The sequence below is a fragment of the Paenibacillus sp. FSL K6-3182 genome, assembly GCF_037976325.1.
Taxonomy (GTDB): domain Bacteria; phylum Bacillota; class Bacilli; order Paenibacillales; family Paenibacillaceae; genus Pristimantibacillus.
The window spans coordinates 369912-391585 of sequence record NZ_CP150265.1 but is presented as its reverse complement, the minus strand read 5'-3'; the positions used below and the strand labels follow the sequence as shown (position 1 = coordinate 391585).

Below are 21674 nucleotides of genomic sequence, written 5' to 3'. Positions count from 1 at the left end.
CCCTTAATCAAGCTTCGGTATTACGATCGTAATACAGGTGCCCTCTTCAATTTCGCTGCGAATTTGAATGCCATACTCATGCCCAAAATAAAGCTTGATTCGCTCGTTTACATTGCGTATCCCGATGCCCTGGTTGGCATTTTCCTCCAAATTGCTGTAGAGAAGCTTCCCTAGCTGTTCCGCTGACATCCCTTGGCCGTTATCCTCTACCTCAAAAATAATTTGATCGCCTGCCTGCCTTCCGCGTATCGTAATTAATCCATCATCCATGCCATACATGTTCCGGATGCCATGATAGATCGCATTTTCTACAAAAGGCTGTAGCAATATTTTTAACGTTTTATAATCAAGAATCGATTCATCCATATCAATGACATAATTAAGCTCATCGTTATAGCGCATTTTCTGTATAAGCAAGTAGTTCGTAATATGCTCAATTTCCACTCGAATCGGAACCAGCTCTTTTTCCTTCGTAATGCTTGCGCGGAACAGCTTAGCTAAAGCGGATGTCATCAGAACGACCTCCTCATGCTGCTTCTGCTCAGCCATCCACACAATCGAATCGAGAGTGTTGTATAAAAAATGAGGATTGATTTGCGATTGAAGCAGCAGCAGCTCGCTCTTTCGCTTATTTTCCTGATTTAAAATCGTTTCCTCCATTAGAAACTTGGTTCGGCTGACCATTAAGTTAAAAGATCGTCCCAGCTGTCCAATTTCATTCATTTGACCAATTTCCGTCTGAATATTGAAGTTGCCCTTCTCTACTTGCTTCATGTCGGATTGCAATACTTTAATAGGCTTGGATAAGCGATGTGACAATCCTATAGAAATCAACAGCGTAATGGCTAAGCCGCATAAGGAATAAAAAATAATGGAATTACGCAGACCCTCTTTGTTTGCAATTAAATCATCTGAATAAGCCACCCCTGCAATTCTCCAACCAAAGTTTGTGTCCTGCACGGAGTAAATACGTTTGTCTCCACCCTCGTTCACGACGAAGGATTGACCACTTGGAGCCTGCAAAACTTCTTCAATACGCTCTGTACGCAATTTGCTATCGATGAGCTGCTGCTGCGGATGATAGACGATATGACCTTCGTTATCCACGATGAAGAGATAACCTTTTTTGCCGAGGTTAATATTTTCGCAAATGTCATTAATGACACTTAAGTTTAGATCAACGAGAAGTACGCCATCCGCCTTAATTCCATCTGTGCTCTTAAGCTCTCGACTCAGAGAAACAACCCAGCGGTATTCGTTTTCAATTAAGCTTTGTACATGAGGAGCAGAAACGACGGACCTGCCGCCTGCCGCTTTTGCCAGCTGATACCACTCTTGATCCTCTGTCTTTGTATTTGGATTTAAGGTAGTAATTCGGCGGTCAGAAACAAATCGTCCATTGTATCCAAACACCATAATGGATGCAATGTCCTTGCGAGTATACAAGATCGCCTGGAACAAGTCGGAAATTTGCTTCTCGTACGTGCGGCGGTTCTCTGCGCTGATGAAGTTATTGTCTGATATGTAATACTTGACGTCTTTATTCGTTAAGGCGAGCAGTGAAATATTTTCCATATTGTCGACATACGATTGAATATTTAGGTTGACCTGCTTAATAATTTCCTCAATGTAGCCTTTCGAATTTCGCTCAACCGCCGCTACGGAAACTTGATAGCTTACTAGACTTGTTAATACGATAGCAGCCAAAATCAACATAGAAAAAGCTAAAGATATATTGGATTGAATGCTTTTTAGCGGAAATAAAGGAAAGAACCGATCTTTGAGCATGTTAGGCTCCGCTCCCCTTTATTTGTTTCTCTCTGTAATCCTTTGGCGTTATACCTGTGTGCTTCTTAAATAAAATGCTAAAATAATTCGGGTCCTTGTAGCCCACCTGCTCCGCAATTTCATACAGCTTCATCGCCGAATTGTGAAGCAGTTCCTTCGCCTTGGCCACCCTTACACCGGTCAAATACTCAATAAACGTCTCTCCTGTATGCTGTTTGAACACGAGACTGAAGTAGCTTGAGCTCATGAGCACATGACGGCATAAGTCCTGCAACGACATCTTTTCATTGGCATAGTTTGTATCGATATACTCCACCGCGCGATGAATTTGCATGTTGGTCAAATAATTACGGTTATCCGCTATAGTAGAAATAACGGAGCTTACCATGTCCTTTAGCCAAATCTCAACCTCATCCAGCGTCTTGAATTTGAACACATTCATCAGCTTCATTTGCTGCTCGAACGGTGATTCCTGCTCTCGAACAGCTAGCTCCTGTACAGAGTTCATCAGCGAGAGAACAACCTTTTGCATTTGCAGCATACAGGCTTCTACTGGAACAAGAGATGTTTTCAGCTCCGCTACCCCTTGTTCAATTAATTGGTAGGCTTCTTGAATGGCGCCTGTCTTAACAGCAGCAGCCAGCTTGCGGTCGAGGTCATGACTCAGCGGCATGTATCCGGAAGGTTTTCCTTCTATATCAATAATGCTTAGCACTCTATTCTTACCTAGCAGAAAACGATAGTCCAGCACCGACAACGCACTCTTGTAAGATAACGGCAGCTGTTCAGCAAGCGTACATGTTCGTCCGATTCCTATCGTCACTGTAAACTTCAAATATTTCTCAATATGATAGCGGACCTCCTCAGCAAGCGAAAATCCTTGTTCATACAAGAGGCTTTCACTGTCATGTCCAAAAATGATGGCAACCATTCGCTCCTCACGGGTTCGGAAGGTCAGCACATGCTCTCGGTCCAGCGTTTCATTAAAAATATCATAAGCAGCGAATCGTAAAAATTCGACATCATGCTCATAGGAGGACAGTTCCCGGTCGCCAAAATCGTCGATATCTACGACCATGACCAAATATAGCGGTGATATCGGCGGCAGATTGAAATAAGCAAAACGTTCTGCGATTTCCCCTTTTCCTAAACCAACCGCAACTAAACGCTCTAGAAATCGCTCTTTAAGCAGCGGAAGACTGTGCTCCAGCTGGTTGTTTAGCCTGCCCAGATCTTCACGACGTTGCTTCTCTTCATCCATCTCTGCTTTAATTCGATCCAGGAGCTGGCGTATCTCTTGCGCTGTAATCGGTTTCAGAATGAAATCAGAAATTTTAAGCCGAATCGCCTGCTGCGCATACTCAAATTCGTCATAGCCTGTTAATATAATCATTTTTATATACGGGAATTGAGCGGAAATTAAACCAGCAAGCTCTAATCCGTCCATAAACGGCATACTGATGTCTGAAATAACGAGCTCCGGCCTATCCAATTCTACGGCATCCCACGCTTCTCGACCGTTAGCGTAATCACCAATCAATTCGAAGCCATGCTCATTCCAATTGATTGTATTTTTTAATCCGATTCGGACAACCGCTTCATCATCGACAATAATTACTTTATACATCGAAGCCTCTCCAGTCTGTAAATGCCAATATACGAGCCGTAACAATATACTCCAATTATGCATGAGAATACACCAGCTTACAATTCTTTGATTCAGGAAAATGTCGAAAAACCCGGCCGCAAGCGGCTCGGGTTCTCTTGGCTTAAGCGGCAGCAAAATCATGCTGCTCCGTCCACCATTTCATATACTACTTTTCTTTATTCGTCCACCATACGTTTTTTGTATACGTACAAGCATACAGCATACATCGCAATAATCCACACAAAAATAATAGCTAAATGGGACAATACGTCTGCCAGCCCTGCACCTGCCTCTACTTGCTTCGCTAGCTCAATCAGCTGCAGGTTTGGCATGTAATTGGCAATGGTCAGGATTGGATACTGATCCATCAACGGTGTAATCAATGACCCAAAAGCAAAAATGACAAAAGCCGGCATGATCGCAACGGAGGCTTCCATCACCGATTTGGTTAGCAAACCGATGAACGTGCCTAAGCCCAAGTAAAAAACGGAAGATAAAAATATTGCGATGATAATGACCAATAGGTTTTTCGGATGATAATCGGTAAGTAAAGCAGAGAGTATAATAATAACCGTGCTCGCAATAAAGCTTAGCAAGCTTTTGCCGCAAAAAATTTCGAAAATACTCGCCGGTGACAGCATGAGTCCGCGCAATGTGTTTTTTTCTTTCTCTTCAGCTACCAAGGCCGACTGCACATAAGTAGCTACTAAAATTAAGGCCATATTGATGATCAAATAATGTACATCAATGGTATTCCCGCCAATGCGCCCAAAAAAAGCAGCAAGGATTAAAGGAAGGATCAATGTCGTGGTTATATACATGTTTCGAGATACGTCTTTATAGTCTTTTTGCAAAATGGCCCTTACTCGCTTCATTGAAAATGTCATGATAGTTTCCTCCCAGTCACTTCTACAAAAATATCGCCTAATGTTGGAAAGTTCGATTGAATGGATGCTACTTGGTTTTTGCTCATATAGTCAAATACCTTCTGCGCCCCTTCAGATCCCTTTGGTACAATAACCGTTGACCCATCAATTAGCTCCACTGTAATGGTTGCATCGCTATGCTGCTCACGCAGCTTCTTTGGTTCATCGAGCAATTGAATCGTTCCATTGTTTAGGAAAGCAACGCGGTCACATAAAGTTTCGGCTTCATTCATATCATGTGTCGTTAAAAAAATGGTTGTACCCTTTGCTTTCAATTGCAACAAGCCTTCATAAATATGCTTCGTATTTACAGGGTCAAGCGCTGATGTGGGCTCATCCAGAAACAAGAGCTCTGGTTCATGCAGGAAAGCCCGAGCGAGAATGACCCGTTGAAGCATGCCCTTGGATAATTTAGATACCATCTTCTTGCTCTCTTGCTCCAAATTCACCATCTGCAGCACGACATGAATCCGGTCTTCGGGCACATCGTATAAATCACAAAAAAACTTCAAATTATCGTAAACAGACAAGCGAGCATACAAAGACGTATTGTCTGTAATGATTCCAATTTTTTTGCGATACTTCTCTTCTCGCAATTTACTCGTGGGAACTCCAAATACATAGGCACTCCCCGAGGTCGGCTTCGACTGTGCTGTTAATATTTTGATGGTTGTTGTTTTGCCCGATCCGCTTGGTCCTAGAAATCCGAAAATCTCACCCTTCCTTACGTTAAAGGAAACATTCTTTAACGCCCTGGAATTCGAAAATGATTTCTCTAATGAAGTCACTTCAATTATATTTTGCATGCCGCTCTCAACCTCCGTTGTATTATCCGATCTACCTTCATCTTAGGCGAGAGCAGGGAGAGACGCATTATAATCGCATTGAATGGAGCATACTAAGGGGTGAATGATGCTTATTACGGGCTGAATAGCGCAATAATCACGTGGTTTGGAGCAGCGGTTTCGGTGAGTGGCGCTTATTTAAGCCCGATCATTTCCTTTAACTCAGCCATTTTTGTTTTTGACAGCGGTACGTTAGTCTTTAAATGATCATCAAGCACCAAGCTATAGCTATTGCGTGTGAAGGTAATGACTTCTCTTACCTTTTGCAAATTAACGATGTAAGAACGATGACAACGAAAGAAACCATACGTCTGCAGTCTTTCTTCCAGCTCATTAATTTTGAAGGATGTTGGATACATCTCCCCTTTAATATAGAGATTCGTTTGTCCTTCACTGCTTTCGATATAATCAATTTCCGGAGGATTAAACAATATAATTTTGTCATTCATTCGTGTCGGAATTTTCTCAAATCTGACGTGCTGAACGATAGGCTCATCATTTTCAAGCTCCTCAACACTATCTGTATTAGATAGCACAGGTTCTTCCTTTTTATCCGCATCTTCTGGAGATACTAATTTCGGTTCCTCTTCTGTATCTTGAACATCAAAAGCTTTGAGTCCCTTCTCATCCAGACGATAGACACGGCTTGTCACACTAAGCGCTGTTTCCATATTCCCCGTGAGCACGAGAATCGCTTTGCCGCTCTCCCCGAGTGTATGCACCATTTTATGAAAAACAAGCTTCGTTTCGAGGTCGACATTCTGATCCGGCTCCTCAAAAATGTAAAGGGCAGGATCTTGAAATAATAAGCGTGCAAACTGAACCCGCCTTTTCTCTGACAGGCTCAGCTTCGTTAGGCGCTTATTGGCTTTCAGATCGAGCTTGACGATGCGGACAGCTTCATCGATGGATAGGCTTGAACCGTATAGCTGTTTAAAGAAACTAAAGTTTTCTTTGACCGTCAGCCGTTCATAAGAGCCATCTTGCAACAGCAGAAGACCTATCCTACTAAGAAAACCCTTCCTGTTGTTTGCAAATGACAGCTCATTCACTTTAATTTCCCCACTGGAAATCGGCAGTTTTCCTGTCAGCATCGCTAATAACGCATTTCGGACATTCATGCTCGAATAAAGCGCGACCACTTCATGACATGCAATTTCGATATGAAAGGCAGGAAATACGAGTACGTTTTCGGTATATCTCTCTAACTCATTAATGGTAAGAACCGACACATGATCACCTAGCTTATCTATAGTTTAAAAGCCATATTCTTCATTTAACTTAACTATTATACATGACCCTAACTATATGCTGAATACAGAATTTAGGTATTTTACTCTTTTGCAAATACAGATATCCAACTCTACATTGACTCGGTTTTCTAATCAACAAAAAAAGCCCACAACCTATTTCCGTTGTGAGCATATTAGGCGAAGACTGGTGCTAGCGGCATCCAAATCCCCACCTTTCATCATCTGTTCGAGCCCATTGCTTGGATTTTTATTTTTATTTTAACATTTATTTCCGCCCGAGAAAATGCTTCGCCCCAGTTCTCCTTTACCTCCTTCCAATGCTTGTATTCATAAGCTCTTGCATGTAAACCTAATCCAAATGGATCGATTTTGGCCTTTTGCGTCTTCTTAATTATGTTTCGCACTTGTTTATGAAACTCTTCTTCTATTTGTTTTTCTAACTCGGGGGCATTCTTCTCGACATCAAAATCAAAAAGACGTTCTGTCATAACAATGCCCATCTTCACCCCAATATTAAATTTGAAATGATTATCGATAAAACCAGCTTTTGTCTTCACTTGAATAAATGTAGGGTAAAAACTGGCTTTATTCTCTTGAGACAAGCCCTCGTCCGGCTGCTGAGGAAGCTTGAGTGAAAATGAAAATACGCCACCCTTTTCACCTTGCAATATTTTTAATAATTTTGTTTCGTTAATATCCAAGGTTAGTTTATATTTACCCGAATGATCCAAAAGTGCCGTACCCGTTACTGTTATTTGACCATCTTTTTTCATCTCTGTCATAAAAGGAGTTGTCCCTTTTTCTGTGAATTGACGATGAAGCTCTTGAACTGTCGTTTTAACTGTAATATTGCGTTGGTATGCGGTATCTATCAATTTCAATAAATACAGAGGAAGACGGGGCTTATCTTTAGGCGTAGACATGGCGATTTCTGAAACGGCTCCATCTACCAAGACGACCCGAGACACGGTTGTGTTCTTTCCATCCCTGTACATTGTATCCATAACTCTGAACCAGTGTTTATGCTGAACAACACGTTTACCAATGAGAATCACTTGAACCTTACCTCTTCTTGACAATGCAGTGATTGTAGCATCCAATTGTTCTATCGATTCTCTAATCGTAATGGCCTTAACGGTCATGTTCTCTTCCTTGTCCTTCGCTTCTTTATTAAACACCGGGCTAGATGAAGAAATAACAAGATTTCCATCCTCATCTAGATCGATTCCAATCATCAGACCGAGTGAAATATCTTCAATGTCGATCCGATCCGCACATCCCGAAAGAACGGACAGTGATAACAGAAGACCAAATAAGTAAATGACTCTCATTAGCTATCACTCCGTTGAAATCGATTATATATACGGATATATAGGTAAAGGAAGATAGGACACACATATACGAACCATATTCCTACTTTACTAATGAATTCCGTCCATTGACCCGTCTCATTCCATGAAGGATGAAGAAAAACAGTGAGCACAACGAACGACAATAGAAGGACAGTTCCGAACGGAGCTGCATTTTTTGTACCAAATAGGAAATTAGCGCCAAAGGCTGCTCCGAACATGTAAGGAAGCCACGCCGTTGAAATAACAAACAAATAGAGTGCCAAAAAAATCATATCAAAACGCTCTAAAAAATGAAATTCAATCATCTTCAATAAATTAAATAGTGGCTGATTATAGTCTGTAATCCCGTCTGGACTAAAGTAGGCGAAGCAAATCAAGGTAACTCCTAGATAAACAAAGAAAGTAATCGAATTAGCTATGACGATTCCGCGAACAGCCAAATGCTTTGTTTTCAAAAAAGGATATAACACCAACACAATCTCAAAACCGAGAAATGAGAAAACTGATGACTCTACCCCATCAAAAATAGGTTTCCAACCTTCCTTGATGATCGGAAGGAGATGAATCCATCGAGCGTCTTTCAGTGAAAACAGTAAGAGAAAAAACATCCAAATCGTCATATAAAAAACAAGCTCAGAGTATCTTCCCAAAACATGCAGACCTTTTCCAACAATAAGAAATCCAGGAGCAATGATTAAACAAACTACAATATAATCCGGGGTTATTTGCAAAAACCAATGCTTGATAAATAACATCGTTAATGACAGTATCGTCCAAGTGAAAAAAGCGAAATACAAAATAATAGGAAGGGCCATTGCCTTCCCCACAAACTTGCCAAAAAGACGGATCAACAAATCAAAAATGGTGTCATCCGGGTATTTCTCTAAAACCTTTACGATAATAATACTTGCAATCAGATTTAAGAAATATCCCAAGATGAGTGTTATCCATCCGTCGGTCCCTGCTTTCAAAGCAAGCTCTCTGGGGAGAGAAAACACCCCAGTTCCCACCTGACACCCTTGGATGATAAAAATAAACTGCATGAATGTAATTTGGTTTAGTCCATGTTTCTTCAAGAACCCTCATCCTCCCGATGATTTTTCTGTCTGATGGATTGTAAGGGCATCGTGCTTTTGGGTCGCTTGAGCATAGACCATAAAGGAAAACGAACAAAAACATCCTTCATTTCAGCATATCTCCAAGGAGCTAACGGGCTTCCGTAGGGAGTTCCCAGCGATTCCAAAGAAACGAAATGAGCAACTAAAACAATCGCTCCGGTGACAATTCCCACTATGCCAAACATCGAGGCCAGTATCATCATCGGGAACCTTAGCAGCCTTATTGAAGCCCCCATATCATAGTTCGGAATGATAAACGAGGCTATTGCAGTAGAGGATACGACGATGACCATAAAATTGCTTACAATTCCTGCCTGAACAGCCGCCTGCCCAATAATGATGCCTCCAACAATACCAATCGTTTGACCGATCATTGCAGGCAGACGAATTCCTGCTTCTCTCATCATTTCAAGTACGATTTCCATCAAAATAGCTTCTATAATAGGTGGAAATGGCACCCGTGATCTGGTCTCCGCAATTGATAGAATGAGCTGTACCGGAATGACCTCGTAATTAAATGAAATGAACGCTATATAAGCAGAGGGTAAAAACAATGCAATAAATAAAGCAAAGAAACGAAGAAGCCGAATAAAGGAAGCACTCAACCAGCGGCTATTGTAATCATCAACGCTTTGAAAGAAGGTAATAAAATTTACGGGAGCAATCAACACAGTGGGCGATCGATCCACGATAACGGCAAATCTTCCTTGGAGAATATGTGATGCGGTCGTATCTGGTTTCTCCGTCAAAATAACCTGCGGGAACGGCGAAAACGGATTATCCTCAATGAATTCAGCTAACTCTCCTGTATTCATAATGGCATCAATATCAATAAGATTGATTCGCTTTTCAAGCTCTTTGAGTAGCTCCGGATTAGCCACATCAGCCAAGTATATAATGGAGAGCTTTAATTTCCCGCGTTGTCCTACAATCAGCTCCTTGATCTTCAGTTCACGATTAGGAATATATCTGCGAATCAAAGCAATATTTTGACTACCTGTTTCTACGAAGCTTTGGTGTGCTCCACGAAGTGACGCTTCAATACGAGAGTCTTCAACCGCTCTTTGCGGCCAGCCTTTCGTATCATAAATGTAGACCTTGGCCTGTCCTTCGACAAAAAGCACACTATTCCCTTGCAAAATAGCATTTTCTATTTCATCCCAAGACCATCCGATACGAATCTTTCCTACACTTACTTCGGGTAAGCGATTATATTGTTCAGGAGAACCATTAATTAACTCATGCAAAATATTGTTATGTATATATTCCTTATTTACTAATCCCTCCAGATATACAAGTGTCGTAGAGTTACCTTCCTGATCCGTTTGGATTTGTCTGATAATCAAATCTGGTGTTAACGTGAACAGCTGTTTGAGGTAAACAATATTAGTTGACATATTTTTGCTAATGGGAGGATCTTGAAGAGATGAGGCACTATTAGTCGGTATCCGATATTTTGATTTTCGGTTTCCTCTAAAAAACTTCATGTACGAAAACAAAAGGAATCATCCTATCTCGTTTCTGTCTATGGATTTAAAATATTCATTCCAAGGATCGACAAAAAGCGACTAAAAGATACTCCGCGTGTCTTACTGGATATAAAAAGAAGCCTTCAATCCCACTCCTATTGTGGTTTTGAAAGCTTCTCCCTTATAGCTTACTCTTACTCATGCGGCAATTGGAAATCCAAGAGAAAATATAGCACCACCGCCCTTGCGGTTGCCTGCTGTAATGAGGCCCCCGCATCGTTCCACAATCGCTCGCGATATAGCTAGGCCGAGGCCAGACTCCCCGTCCTTGCCTTTCACAAAACGATGAAATAAATAAGGAAGCAGCTCATCCGGAATGCCGCCGCCATCATCGGACACCGATATTTCTATGCGGCCTTTCTTAGCCGAAGCATGAATATAAATATTTTTGTCCGCATGTCGAATCGCGTTTGTCACAACATTAAGCATCGCCTGAAGAAGCTTGTCTTGGTCTGCTCGTACAATCAGCTGTTCATGTTCATCATAGCTTGGATGCAGTGTAATTTCTTTTTTGACGAGCATAGGGTTTACACGTTCAATCGTCTCCGCGAGCAAATCCTTTAAACACACCAACGAGGGCTGATAAATATCCTCCTCGCTGTCGAGCTTCGCTAACAACGTCATTTCGGTCACCAGATTTTTTAGCCTGTCACTTTCACTCAAAATAATGTCCAAGCCTTTATAAACACCTTCACCTTCAAACACTCCGTCTCTAATGCCTTCCGCATAACCCGCAATGGACATTAAAGGTGATTTCAGCTCATGCGAAGCATTTTGGAAAAACTGCTTTTGCGCACGGTTAAATCGATTAAGCTCGTCAGCCATTTCAAAAACGACCTGTGCAACAGAACCAATCTCCCCCCCTGCCTTTACGCGTTTCACCTTGGAAAACTGGCGGCTCTTCACCTTTGTCAATTCTTCCTTCAATTTCATGAGCGGCTTGATTAGCTTCCTTGTGATCAAATGGCTAAGCACCAGCATGAGCATTCCGCCTACACCAAATACAAGAAGCAAACGTTTCAGCAGCGCCTGCTCTATTTCTTTAACTTTGCTAACTGGCGTAAAGACCGTCAGCGTACCCTGCGGAATGGCGTTCACTTCAACAAGAAACCCTTTATCCGTACCGTTCACTACCTTACCAACGCTCGCAATGGCTGCTGTCTCCGTGCTCGACGCTTTGCCGGCCTGCAAGGTTTGTATCGGCAATACCTCTTGCATAATATTTCCTTGGGCATCCGTCACGACGGCTTCAATGGATGAGTTAATTGATAATGCACTGGCAGAAAGAGTCACCCGGCTATCCTTCGCTGATTGGGTCACCATATCCGTCTTCATAGTAGCGGACAGCGTTGCGCTTGCCATCTTCAATTCTTCCTTCTGCGCAACCATAAAATGATCTAATAATACATAATGAATTAATAGCGCAGTGATTGATAAAACAAGCACAAGCGCGATGCCAAATGCGAGATTAATTTGATGAACGAGCTTCATATTAATACACACCCCGATCCGTTCTCATTCGATAGCCATGACCCCATACCGACTCTATAGGTAAATGCTCTATTTTTTTTCGTATTCGTTTAATAAGATGATCGACTGCACGATCGCTGCCGAAATAATCGTCGCCCCAGACGAGTGTGAGCAGATCAGCTCTAGCAAAAGCACGATTCGGCTGCTCAATAAACACCTTGAGCATCGTGAATTCCTTGCTCGTCATGTCCACTTCCTCGCCTTGCCAGAATACACGTCTTTCCTCCAGCATCAATTGAAGCTCACCGAGCTCCAGCCGTGACAATGGCGTTGCAGCATTCGCCGTGTTTTCTTCGGCTTGGTTAATTTTATACCAGCGTTGGAGCTGCCGCTTTATGCGCGCCATCAGCTCGCGAGGACTAAACGGCTTAACTAAATAATCGTCGCTCCCAAGCTCCAAGCCTAATATTTTATCAACCTCTGTATCTTTGGCTGAAATCATAATAATGGGAACTTCTGCCTCATTCCGAATTCGCCTGCATAGCTCATAGCCATCCATTCCCGGCAGCATAATATCGAGCACCCACAGATCCGGAGGATTGGTTTGCCACAGCTCCCATGCGTCCTCTGCATTTTCCAAACCGATTGTCTGGTAATTTTCCTTCTGCAAATAAATCTCGACTAAATTACGTATATGAAAGTCATCATCCACAACGGCGATGCGATAATTGCTGTTCACCTTCACTAACCCCCTGAACATTTCTTCTATAAGTATACCAAGCCCACAATCGCAATGGGGTCGTGCCATCGTTTTTCCACAAATACACCAATGTTCTGACACAGCCTTCTTGTAGAGTAAGACGAGTAAGACAAACCCATTAGGAGCGTGAAACCATGAACCACAAGTTGATTATTTCCAGAGTTGTCCTTTCATCTGCTTTATTAATGTCCGCTGTTGCAGGCCCTGCCATCTCCAATGCAGCTTCTAAATCGCCAGAACCAGAAAAATTTTCAATGCTGCAAAAAGTAACAACAAGCGCATCTATCTCCGCAGATGCAACGACTGGTGTAGCTGTGGTCAACAGCTTTACTAATCCGCTCGACTTAGCCAAAAAGTATGCACCTGACACACTAGCGGACTGGCAGGGTACATTAGATCAATATGAGAAAACGATCGGCAGCACGATGAAAAACCTCATTTCATCTGTTGAAGCAATACCAGCAATTTCAGCTGGCAAGGAAACGATCTCTATTTCTAAATCGGAGAATGTCGGAACTTTATCAATGAGCACTGCTGCAGTGAAAATCTCAGATTCCAATAAACTAAATATTGCACCAGCTGATGTCGTTCAGCTTGATAAGAATACAGGAACGGCAGTGCAAATGACTGAAGCGACTATTAGCGAAGCGGACAGCGCTGACATGGCGTTTATTAGAGCAGAGATTAAGCTGGCACAAGCGGTTCAAGCTGAAGATGCTGCTGCTATTAAGCAATCACTGAGCGAGCTTCTTGTACAATACAAACAGCAAATCGCTGAATGGAAAGCAGAGAAGTAAAACCTATAAAAAAAGAAACAAGCTCACCTCCTTCATGAGGTGAGCTTGTTTCCTTTTTCGCATTTGCTTAAGCATCTAACGGTAGAAAATTACTGTTTCTAAGCTTTACAGCATAATTTAAAGTGAAGTCTTAGCCAAGGATGTGTGTATGCCATGAAACGTAATCAGCAAGCTTCCCGAAAGCTCGATAAGCCTAATTTCCTTGTAATTTTGGTGGATGAGGAACGTTATCCCCCTGTATATGAGAACGCCGAAATAAAAAAATGGCGCAAAAAAAATCTAATCGCACAGGAGCTGTTGAAAGAAAACTCTATGGAGTTCCATAGGCACTACATCGGGAGCTCCGCATGCTGCCCAAGCCGGGCAACCTTGTTTACCGGACATTACCCGTCGCTCCACGGCGTCAGCCAAACGGTTGGAATCGCCAAAGAGTCTTTCGATTCCGATGTGCATTGGCTGGATAAAAACACCGTTCCTACGATGGGCGACTATTTCCGCGAAGCAGGCTATCAGACGCACTACAAAGGGAAATGGCATATAACCAATGCAGATATTATCGTCCCTGGCACCCACAACAGCATACCAAGCTTTGATCCTTTGACAGGCATACCTGACAGAGAGCGAACCGACTTATATTACCAAGCTAATCGCTTAGATGACTTCGGCTTCTCTGACTGGATTGGTCCGGAGCCAAATGGAAAAAATCCGCGTAATTCCGCCTCCTCTGCAGGTTTTGGAATCAGCGGACGCGATGTGGTTTATGGTGAGGAAACCGTGATGCTGCTTGAAAACCTTGATCGTCAAAAAAGCAACGATAAAAATGCCAAGCCATGGTTAGTCATTGCTTCCTTTGTTAACCCGCATGATATTGTTTTGTACGGTGCGCTCACCGCGCATCTGCCCGCCTTCCGTTTCGAAGTGGAGCCTACGGTACCATCGGTTTCCCCGGCGCCAACGATGAACGAGTCGCTGCTTACGAAACCAAGCTGCCAAGCAAGCTATCGCGATACTTACCCTAAGGCGCTGCAGCCGATCATCGACAATCCATTTTACCGTCAGCTTTATTACCAGCTGCAAAAAAATGCCGATCAGCAAATGTTAAAAGTATACGAGTCGCTTGCTCGCTCATCATTTTATGACAATACGATCGTTATTTTCACCTCAGACCATGGAGATTTGCTCGGATCTCACGGAAATCTTCATCAAAAATGGTACTGTGCCTATGAAGAGTTTCTGCATGTGCCATTCCTTATTCATAATAAGCATCTTTTTCCGCATAATAAAAATGTGGATACCCTTACAAGCCATGTTGATTTGCTGCCTACTATGCTTGGACTTGCGAATGTGGACATCCATACCATTCAATGCTGCTTGCAAAAGAGATTCAGCGAAGCCCGCCCTTTTGTTGGGCGCGACCTCACTCCTATCATTTTGGAACAAAAACCGGCGGTAACCGGCGATAGTCCTGTATATTTCATGACAGATGACGACGTGACACGCGGCCAGCACCAAGTAAATCCACTCGGGGAAACCTATGCATCCGTTGTTCAGCCTAATCACATTGAGTCTGTCCTCATGACGATCATTACCGATGGCAAGAAACATTTGTGGAAATACTCCCGTTACTATGACAACGTGCAATTTTGGAGCCAACCAGGCGTACAAGATGTAACCTTTTTGCAAGCTGATGCTGCGAAAGGTGAACAGTTCCCGCTGTGGGTGACACAAGTGAAAACGGAGCCGGCTCCTGAGGAATTTGAGCTGTACAACTTAACCGAAGATCCTCTAGAAAATCGCAATCTTGCGAATCCAGCCTATGCCACGCAGCATACGAAAGAAATTGAAACATGGATGATGGAGCTGCTAAATGAGCAGCGCATGCAAAAACGTCTTGTCCCAGCGGATACAGGCATCACTTAAAGCCATGAATCAAATCAAGCCTTGCAGGCGAATAATCGCCTGTGCGCGATCAACAACTTCCAGTTTGCTATAGAGATTGCTGATGTAGTTGCGTGCTGTACCTTCGGCTATGAACAACGCATCAGCAATTTCTCGATTGTTCAGTCCGCGTATAATAAGCTGTGCCAACTTTTTCTCGCGATCTGTCAGTTGGATGTGGCGCTGGCTCGGATTTTGCCATTGCTCGTGATCTTCTGTAAACCTGTTCATCCTCTCAGCCAGTTTGGCTGCAACCGCGGCTGGAAGAATAAACTGCCCGGATATCGTATCACGAATCGCGGCAATCATTTTATCGATGTCCATATCCTTCAGCATATAGCCGCTTGCCCCATGCGCCATGCCCTCTACAATATAATCCGCGTCTATGAATGTCGTTAAAAACAAAATAAAAATGTTGGGCGAGCTCTGCTTAATTCGTTTTAAAGCGGTGATTCCATCCATAATCGGCATTTGAATGTCCAGCAGCATAAGGTCTGGCTGAAGCGTCTCTGCCATTTCACACGCCTCTTCCCCATTTTTAGCTACGCCAACGATCTCGAAATCATCTTCCAAGTCCAATATGGTTCGAAGTCCTTCCCGTGTCAGCATCTGATCATCGGCAATTACTATCGTTATCTTATTCATTCCCTCTCTCCATTCAAACGTAACTTGTAGGGCAAATCGATTTTTAACAGACAGCCTTGATTTGGCCATGATTCAATAGAGAGGCTTCCGCCCAGCTGTTCCACTCGCTCTTTCATCGCCTTTAACCCAAATCCAAGCGCAATCTCGGGGGCTCCAATTCCGCAATCTTCAAGCCTGAACTGCAAATAGGTGCCGACGGTTTGCAAACTAAAGCGGAATTCCTTGCTCCCCCCATGCCGGATGCCATTGGTTAAGCCTTCTTGCAGCGCATGATAGATCGCCTTCTTATGCGCTGTCGACAGCTTCGGCAAAGGCTGAATCACTGCATGAACTTCTACTTCCATATTGCGCTCTGTATCCTGAATGAGCCGATTCAGCATTTGTCCGAGGTCAGCGAACTTGTCCTCCTTCAACATATGGACAGAGCCGCGGATCTCATTCAAGCTATGCCTTGCTAGATCCTGTGCTTCTTTCAGCCGCTGCATGCCGCCCTCCATGTCCTTGTGCAGCAGACGCTTCCCAGCTTCAATCTGAAGGATCGTCGAGGTAAGTGAATGACCGACAATATCATGAATATCATGGGCAATGCGGCTCCGTTCCTCATAAACAGAAGCTTCGGCAAGCGCAGCAGACGTCTCTTGCATCGATCTCTCAAGACTGCGGGTCCGCTCGACGACTTGTGCCTCTAAGTTGTTTTTAAGATATTGTATCCCCGAATATAGCTTAGCGTTTTCTATGGAAATGGCGCACTGGGAGCCGAGCAGCTTCAGAACATCAAGCCGCTGCGGTGTGAAGACGCTCGTCGATAGCTTATTCTCCATATAAAGCAAGCAAATCAGCTTATTCTGATGCATGATAGGCAGACATAAAACCGACTTTAATCCATTATTTTTAACATACGGATTTCGGACGAACATCCCTTCATGGGCTGCATCATGCAGGACAACTTCCTCTTTTGTTCGTGCTGCATAGCCAATAATCGCCGCTGAGGCGATTTCCGATTCCTCCGCAAGGGGCACGGTTTCAATGTGAAGCTCCTCTGCTGTTCCATACGCCTCAACAACCCAATTGTCTTCGTGACCAAAAATAAGTACGCCATATTCCGCGCCAGCATTATGAAGCATGATACGCATCAGCGTATCGAGCAAACGATTCATTTCCATTTCGCCCGATAATGCTTGCGCGGACATGACTGCTGAGAGATAATCCACACTTTCAAGGCCCGACTCCCGTCTAATGTGGAGCAGATGCCCATATTTTTGTTCCAGATCAGCCGCTTTTGCAGCCGCCCCCCATTCAATATAAGCTTCATACGCTTCCGTCATATAGATTTTCGCGAGCTGCTGCCTGCCTTGACGAAGGGCAAATTTTGCAAGGCATTCCGCTGCTATTGCAAGATCATGTATATATCCATAAGCACGCGCTGCCTCAATCGACTGCTCAAACAGCTCCTCCGCTTGACGGCTCTTTCGTGTAATCCGCGCCATTTCAGCTTTAATGAGCAAATATTTATGCTTATAGTTTTCTGGACAACGCGAAGTGAGCACTTTCATTCTTTTCATATGTTTCTTAATAGTTGTCAAAAATTCTTTTTGCTCCTGTACGGAAGCATCCTCATAAAGCTGTGCCAGCACTAACGATTCATAAAAATATTGTACGGTGCTCTCATAGTTATCATTCCGCAAAGAAATAATTGCGGCTGCTCTCTTCAAAGCCTCATTTGCTTCCTGATACTGACCAAAAAAATAGCCAGGCAAATAATGAAGCGTGCAAACCAGCTCTTGAATCGTATTAAATTGATCTCCGTGCACCGATCCGGCAAAATCCTCTCTAAAGATATCCGTTTCCATAAATGGATCATTCGGCGCGCGATATCCCGTTAAACGGACAAGGAGATTAGCAAGCAAAACGGCTTGCTTCCAATGAAGCGTATTATTATGGCGCAAAAAATCGCCTGAATGCGCAATTAACCGGTTATAAATATCACTAAGCGGATGACCATATTGCAGTAGAGTTGCACAATTAATTAATACACTTTGATTGCTGTGCCACAGATCTCCCGATTCCAGTCCAACTTTCCCAGCATGCTCGGTAAAGGTCTTCAGCATCATCGGATCAAATTTGCGCCAGCTGTCGTAACAAAGGGTGAATGAAGTAAGCGTCTTAACATGCAGTATAGGGTACGGCTTCGATAATTCACAGGCGAGCATACCCCATTCGAATGCCTCTTTATAATGCCGAAACTGAAAATTCAGGAACATGGCATAACCGACAAAACCGATTGAAGACTCCGGGGCCATGCCGTAATCCAGTGTCATTTCGACCATGGTAAACGTAGTAGCAAGCCAGCCTTTTTGATTTACAAAAAAACTGGCATTACTCGTATAGACCATCGCGGTCATAGCCGCTTTCCGTACTTCATCTGTCATTGGCGGTAGTTGCTGCAGCGATGCTATCGAATGTTTCTTAATTTTCCTTCTGAGCTTTAACCACTGCACAGTCAATTCGAATGTGCTTGGCTCAAAACGAGGGTAAATATCCAATAGCTCCAACGTTTGATGGCCCAAAGAAAGGACCTCGTCGTAATTGTCATTCGTTGCCTCTAATTGAATTTTCATGGTCCAAACGAGCGCTTTATCTAAATTAGTCTCCGCTTTGCTGATCAACAAATTAAATAAACCATCTGCTTTCGCAAAATGACCGCATAAATATTCCGCCTCGGCGCGTTCTCTGAATATTCGGAAGGCAAGCGAGTAGCTGTTTTTCCAACATTCCTCTTCGATAAGGGCAGCAGCATGACGCAAATAGCCTAGTGATGTCTCATATGCGGTCGATTGTTTGGCCTTCAAGGCCGCCTTTAAGTTCAGCTCGGCGAGTTCCAGCTTCTGCTCTAGACGTTCTATTTGTTTCCATGCCTGATTGAAATGATTGACGGCTTCGAATACATTTGCATCTTCAGTGAATGCTACACGGTCCACAAGCAGCGATCCGATTCTCCAATGCAATGCGGGAAGCTCATCCTCGGATACAAGATGATAGGCAGCCTGCTGAATGCGATCATGCTGAAATTGATAAATTTTTCCGTTCCCGAGCTTAACTGGCTGCAATAATTGTTCACGCTCGGCTTTCTCCAGCACTTCTTCAAGCTCCTGCAAGGGTAGATTCGTAATGGGAACAAGCATATCTACATCAAAGCTGGTGCCAAGAACAGCTGCCCGCCCAAGCACATAAACCATCTGATCTGGGAAAAGCTTCATCTTATCCGATATATAATCAGCCGTATTGGCCGGAACGTTCCTTTCAGCAATTAGCTGCAAATCCCACTGCCAGCGCCTGCTCGATTCATCAAACATAACTTGCTCATCATCAACCAAATCCTGAATAAATTGCTTTAGAAAAAAAGGATTGCCTTCCGTCTTATGGAGCAATATAGCAGCCAGCTCATCGGTTTCAGCAGCTTCGCAGCCCATGGTGTCGCTTAGAAGGCTGGTTAAATCAGCGGCTTCCAAAGCCTCCAGATGAATACGGCTGTTCTTTGTGTTGTGCTCTTCAAATTGATTCTCCAAACGGCTCAGCGGATGCAGCGGCGTAATTTCTCCATCCCGATAAGCTAAGATGACTAGTAAATGATTGATGTCCCTATCCTCTAGCAGATAAGCGAGATATTGAAGCGATTCTTCATCCGCCCATTGAAGATCATCAAAGAACAAAACCAACGGGCAGTCCCGGTGAAGGAATAGATGAATAAAACGGCTCAAAATAAGGTGGAAACGGCGCTGTGCTTCCACTGGCGGCAATGAAAGTACCGCTGGCTGCTCTCCAATCAGCAGCTCCAGCTTTGGAACCAATTCAATCAACAGCTGTCCATACCCATTTAGGGCATCTATAATGCGCAGCTTCCAAACCTCTGCCTGCAGCTTGCTCTCCATGAGCATCAGGCTAACCAGTTCATCAATGGCTTGAATCCATACGTCGTAAGGTTTTGCCGTTTGTTGCGGATTGAATTTGCCCGTAACAAAATAAACTTCAAGCGGCATCGACTTTCTAAGCGTTTCATTCACAAAGGACGTTTTCCCTATTCCTCCGTTGCCGCTAACCCAGATAACCTCCGCAGCGCTTAACGACGCTCGCTGCAGTGCATCTTGCAAGCATTGCTGCTCGGAGCGTCTGCCGTAATAATGGCTTGAAGTCCTCCAAAGATCGGAAATATCACGGCTTGCCAGTGCAAAGGCTTCTACTTCTCCTGATAACTGGAATTGATTCAGACATTCTTCCAAGTCCGACTTCAACCCGAATGCACTGATATACCTCGCATCAGGCATCTTCTCCATACACTTGCTTACAATAGCAGATACCATCTCGGGTATAGAGGGATACCTCTTATGCAGAGGTTCAGGCGTGCTGGCAATATGCCGATATATAACATCCATTACATCTTGTGATTCAAAAGGAAGGCTTCCCGACATCCATTCGTATAAGGTGACGCCGAGCGAATAGAAATCAGAGCGGTAATCGGGGATCATTCCCGTTCTGCCCGTCTGTTCTGGAGAGATATAGGACAAAATGAAGTCAGGCCTGCCTGTTGTTAAGGGAAGCTGACTCTTGTTAAGTTCAGTTGAACACATTCGAATATCAATAAACTTCACTTCATAAGTATCGGGATTTGCGATGAGATGAAAGGGGGTTATTTCATTGAGTATTATTTTTTCACGATGTATTTGCATCAGGCTATCTGCTGCCGATACTGCGATAGCCAGCAACGCTTCATGCATAAAAGGGTTATCGCGCGTGCGCAATACCCGATCTAGTGTACTGCCTCCGATATCCTGCAAAATCAGAACAGGTCTGTCAGCTAACATTTCCAGACTGTATGCTTCTAACGTTCCTCGTCCGCCGAGCTTAACGAGCAACTCATACTCATGCTGAAATGCAGCAACCACGTTCGGTCCTGTATAGATGTCACATGTGGTTTTGGCGATAACCGCAATGTTATCCGCTTGGCGAATCATTCTATATAGGTTTATATCATCATAACTGCCTATTTCATCGATCATTTGATAACCTGATATCTCAATCAAGAAGCCGCACTCCCCAGTTGCTAGATATGGAAAGAATTCATTATTTAAATATAGGTAATCAATTAAAGGAAGCCCAGAAGAAATTTAACTTCATTATAGCATTGGCTCATCTACTATGAATACCGCGTTCGTGCTTGGAATAAAAAAACAGACCATCCGATGGAAAGTCTGCTCGTTACATTCACTTAAACATTCGTTTTCGATGATTGCTCCCAATTTTATACCAATATTTAGTATGTTCATCCTTGAATAGTCGAATGCCTACCAATCGGAAAGGCGTCCAAATCTCTCGAAACATGATATACTCAGCCATTGTTTTCACCTCAAAAATAATTCCTATTATCTATTTACCTTTAGCATTTCTATCATTTACATGATACTAATTACCTATAAACAGTATAATCCAAATTCTCCCTTTTATATAGTGAGAGTTGTCATTTTTTTGTCATATGACAACAATCGGTCAGCATATACGTAAAAAATGGGCTATCTCAAAAGTAGATTAATCTACTTTTGAGATAGCCCAT

14 protein-coding genes are annotated in these 21674 nt (G+C 43.3%); 2 read left to right on the top strand and 12 right to left on the bottom strand.

Features of this window, described 5'->3' with window-relative positions:
* Positions 1-3 precede the first annotated feature (3 nt).
* The 10 genes from MHH56_RS01800 to MHH56_RS01755 form a co-directional block, all read right to left on the bottom strand.
* Positions 4-1788 (bottom strand): sensor histidine kinase, encoded by a 1785-nt coding sequence (locus MHH56_RS01800; protein ID WP_339206197.1) that lies wholly within the window; start codon positions 1786-1788, stop codon positions 4-6.
* Between the two features lies 1 nt (position 1789).
* Complete coding sequence (locus MHH56_RS01795; RefSeq protein WP_339206196.1) at positions 1790-3415, bottom strand: response regulator; 1626 nt, start codon at positions 3413-3415, stop codon at positions 1790-1792.
* Positions 3416-3612: 197 nt separating this feature from the next.
* Entirely contained in the window at positions 3613-4323 is a 711-nt protein-coding gene (locus MHH56_RS01790) for an ABC transporter permease (protein ID WP_339206195.1), read from the bottom strand.
* A complete protein-coding gene (locus MHH56_RS01785) occupies positions 4320-5168 on the bottom strand; it encodes an ABC transporter ATP-binding protein (protein ID WP_339206194.1) in 849 nt (282 codons plus the stop codon). The genes MHH56_RS01790 and MHH56_RS01785 overlap by 4 nt, the downstream gene beginning before the upstream one ends.
* A gap of 173 nt (positions 5169-5341) precedes the next feature.
* Positions 5342-6439, bottom strand: a complete 1098-nt coding sequence (locus tag MHH56_RS01780) for a LytTR family transcriptional regulator DNA-binding domain-containing protein (RefSeq protein ID WP_339206193.1) — start codon at positions 6437-6439, stop codon at positions 5342-5344.
* 239 nt (positions 6440-6678) lie between these two features.
* Positions 6679-7791, bottom strand: a complete 1113-nt coding sequence (locus MHH56_RS01775) for a Ger(x)C family spore germination protein (protein ID WP_339206192.1) — start codon at positions 7789-7791, stop codon at positions 6679-6681.
* The gene (locus MHH56_RS01770; RefSeq protein WP_339206191.1) at positions 7791-8888 is read right to left on the bottom strand and encodes an endospore germination permease; all 1098 of its coding nucleotides are present in this window, start codon (positions 8886-8888) and stop codon (positions 7791-7793) included. The genes MHH56_RS01775 and MHH56_RS01770 overlap by 1 nt, the downstream gene beginning before the upstream one ends.
* Positions 8885-10417, bottom strand: a complete 1533-nt coding sequence (locus MHH56_RS01765) for a spore germination protein (protein ID WP_339206189.1) — start codon at positions 10415-10417, stop codon at positions 8885-8887. Before MHH56_RS01765 ends, MHH56_RS01770 begins: the two co-directional genes overlap by 4 nt.
* Positions 10418-10597: 180 nt before the next feature.
* Complete coding sequence (locus MHH56_RS01760) at positions 10598-11950, bottom strand: ATP-binding protein (protein ID WP_339206187.1); 1353 nt, start codon at positions 11948-11950, stop codon at positions 10598-10600.
* A gap of 1 nt (position 11951) precedes the next feature.
* Positions 11952-12668 carry a response regulator transcription factor gene (locus MHH56_RS01755; RefSeq protein WP_339206184.1) on the bottom strand — a complete coding sequence of 239 codons (717 nt, stop codon included), beginning with the start codon at positions 12666-12668 and terminating at the stop codon, positions 11952-11954.
* 155 nt (positions 12669-12823) lie between these two features.
* Between MHH56_RS01755 and MHH56_RS01750 the strand changes: the two genes are divergently transcribed.
* Positions 12824-13486, top strand: coding sequence for a hypothetical protein (locus MHH56_RS01750; protein WP_339206183.1), 663 nt, complete (start codon positions 12824-12826; stop codon positions 13484-13486).
* Positions 13487-13639: 153 nt separating this feature from the next.
* Entirely contained in the window at positions 13640-15406 is a 1767-nt protein-coding gene (locus MHH56_RS01745) for a sulfatase-like hydrolase/transferase (RefSeq protein WP_339206181.1), read from the top strand.
* A gap of 9 nt (positions 15407-15415) precedes the next feature.
* On the opposite strand, the gene MHH56_RS01740 is transcribed toward MHH56_RS01745, so the two are convergent.
* Positions 15416-16069, bottom strand: a complete 654-nt coding sequence (locus MHH56_RS01740; RefSeq protein WP_339206179.1) for a response regulator transcription factor — start codon at positions 16067-16069, stop codon at positions 15416-15418.
* Positions 16066-21147 (bottom strand): AAA family ATPase, encoded by a 5082-nt coding sequence (locus MHH56_RS01735; protein WP_339206177.1) that lies wholly within the window; start codon positions 21145-21147, stop codon positions 16066-16068. The genes MHH56_RS01740 and MHH56_RS01735 overlap by 4 nt, the downstream gene beginning before the upstream one ends.
* Positions 21148-21674 lie beyond the last annotated feature (527 nt).

Excerpts from the sequence above, each read along its gene's own strand:
- MHH56_RS01750 (WP_339206183.1), top strand. The coding sequence starts at position 12,824 with ATGAACCACAAGTTGATTATTTCCAGAGTTGTCCTTTCATCTGCTTTA.
- MHH56_RS01795 (WP_339206196.1), bottom strand. The coding sequence starts at position 3,415 with ATGTATAAAGTAATTATTGTCGATGATGAAGCGGTTGTCCGAATCGGA.
- MHH56_RS01785 (WP_339206194.1), bottom strand. The coding sequence starts at position 5,168 with ATGCAAAATATAATTGAAGTGACTTCATTAGAGAAATCATTTTCGAAT.
- MHH56_RS01740 (WP_339206179.1), bottom strand. The coding sequence starts at position 16,069 with ATGAATAAGATAACGATAGTAATTGCCGATGATCAGATGCTGACACGG.
- MHH56_RS01790 (WP_339206195.1), bottom strand. The coding sequence starts at position 4,323 with ATGACATTTTCAATGAAGCGAGTAAGGGCCATTTTGCAAAAAGACTAT.
- MHH56_RS01745 (WP_339206181.1), top strand. The coding sequence starts at position 13,640 with ATGAAACGTAATCAGCAAGCTTCCCGAAAGCTCGATAAGCCTAATTTC.
- MHH56_RS01760 (WP_339206187.1), bottom strand. The coding sequence starts at position 11,950 with ATGAAGCTCGTTCATCAAATTAATCTCGCATTTGGCATCGCGCTTGTG.
- MHH56_RS01800 (WP_339206197.1), bottom strand. The coding sequence starts at position 1,788 with ATGCTCAAAGATCGGTTCTTTCCTTTATTTCCGCTAAAAAGCATTCAA.
- MHH56_RS01775 (WP_339206192.1), bottom strand. The coding sequence starts at position 7,791 with ATGAGAGTCATTTACTTATTTGGTCTTCTGTTATCACTGTCCGTTCTT.
- MHH56_RS01765 (WP_339206189.1), bottom strand. The coding sequence starts at position 10,417 with ATGAAGTTTTTTAGAGGAAACCGAAAATCAAAATATCGGATACCGACT.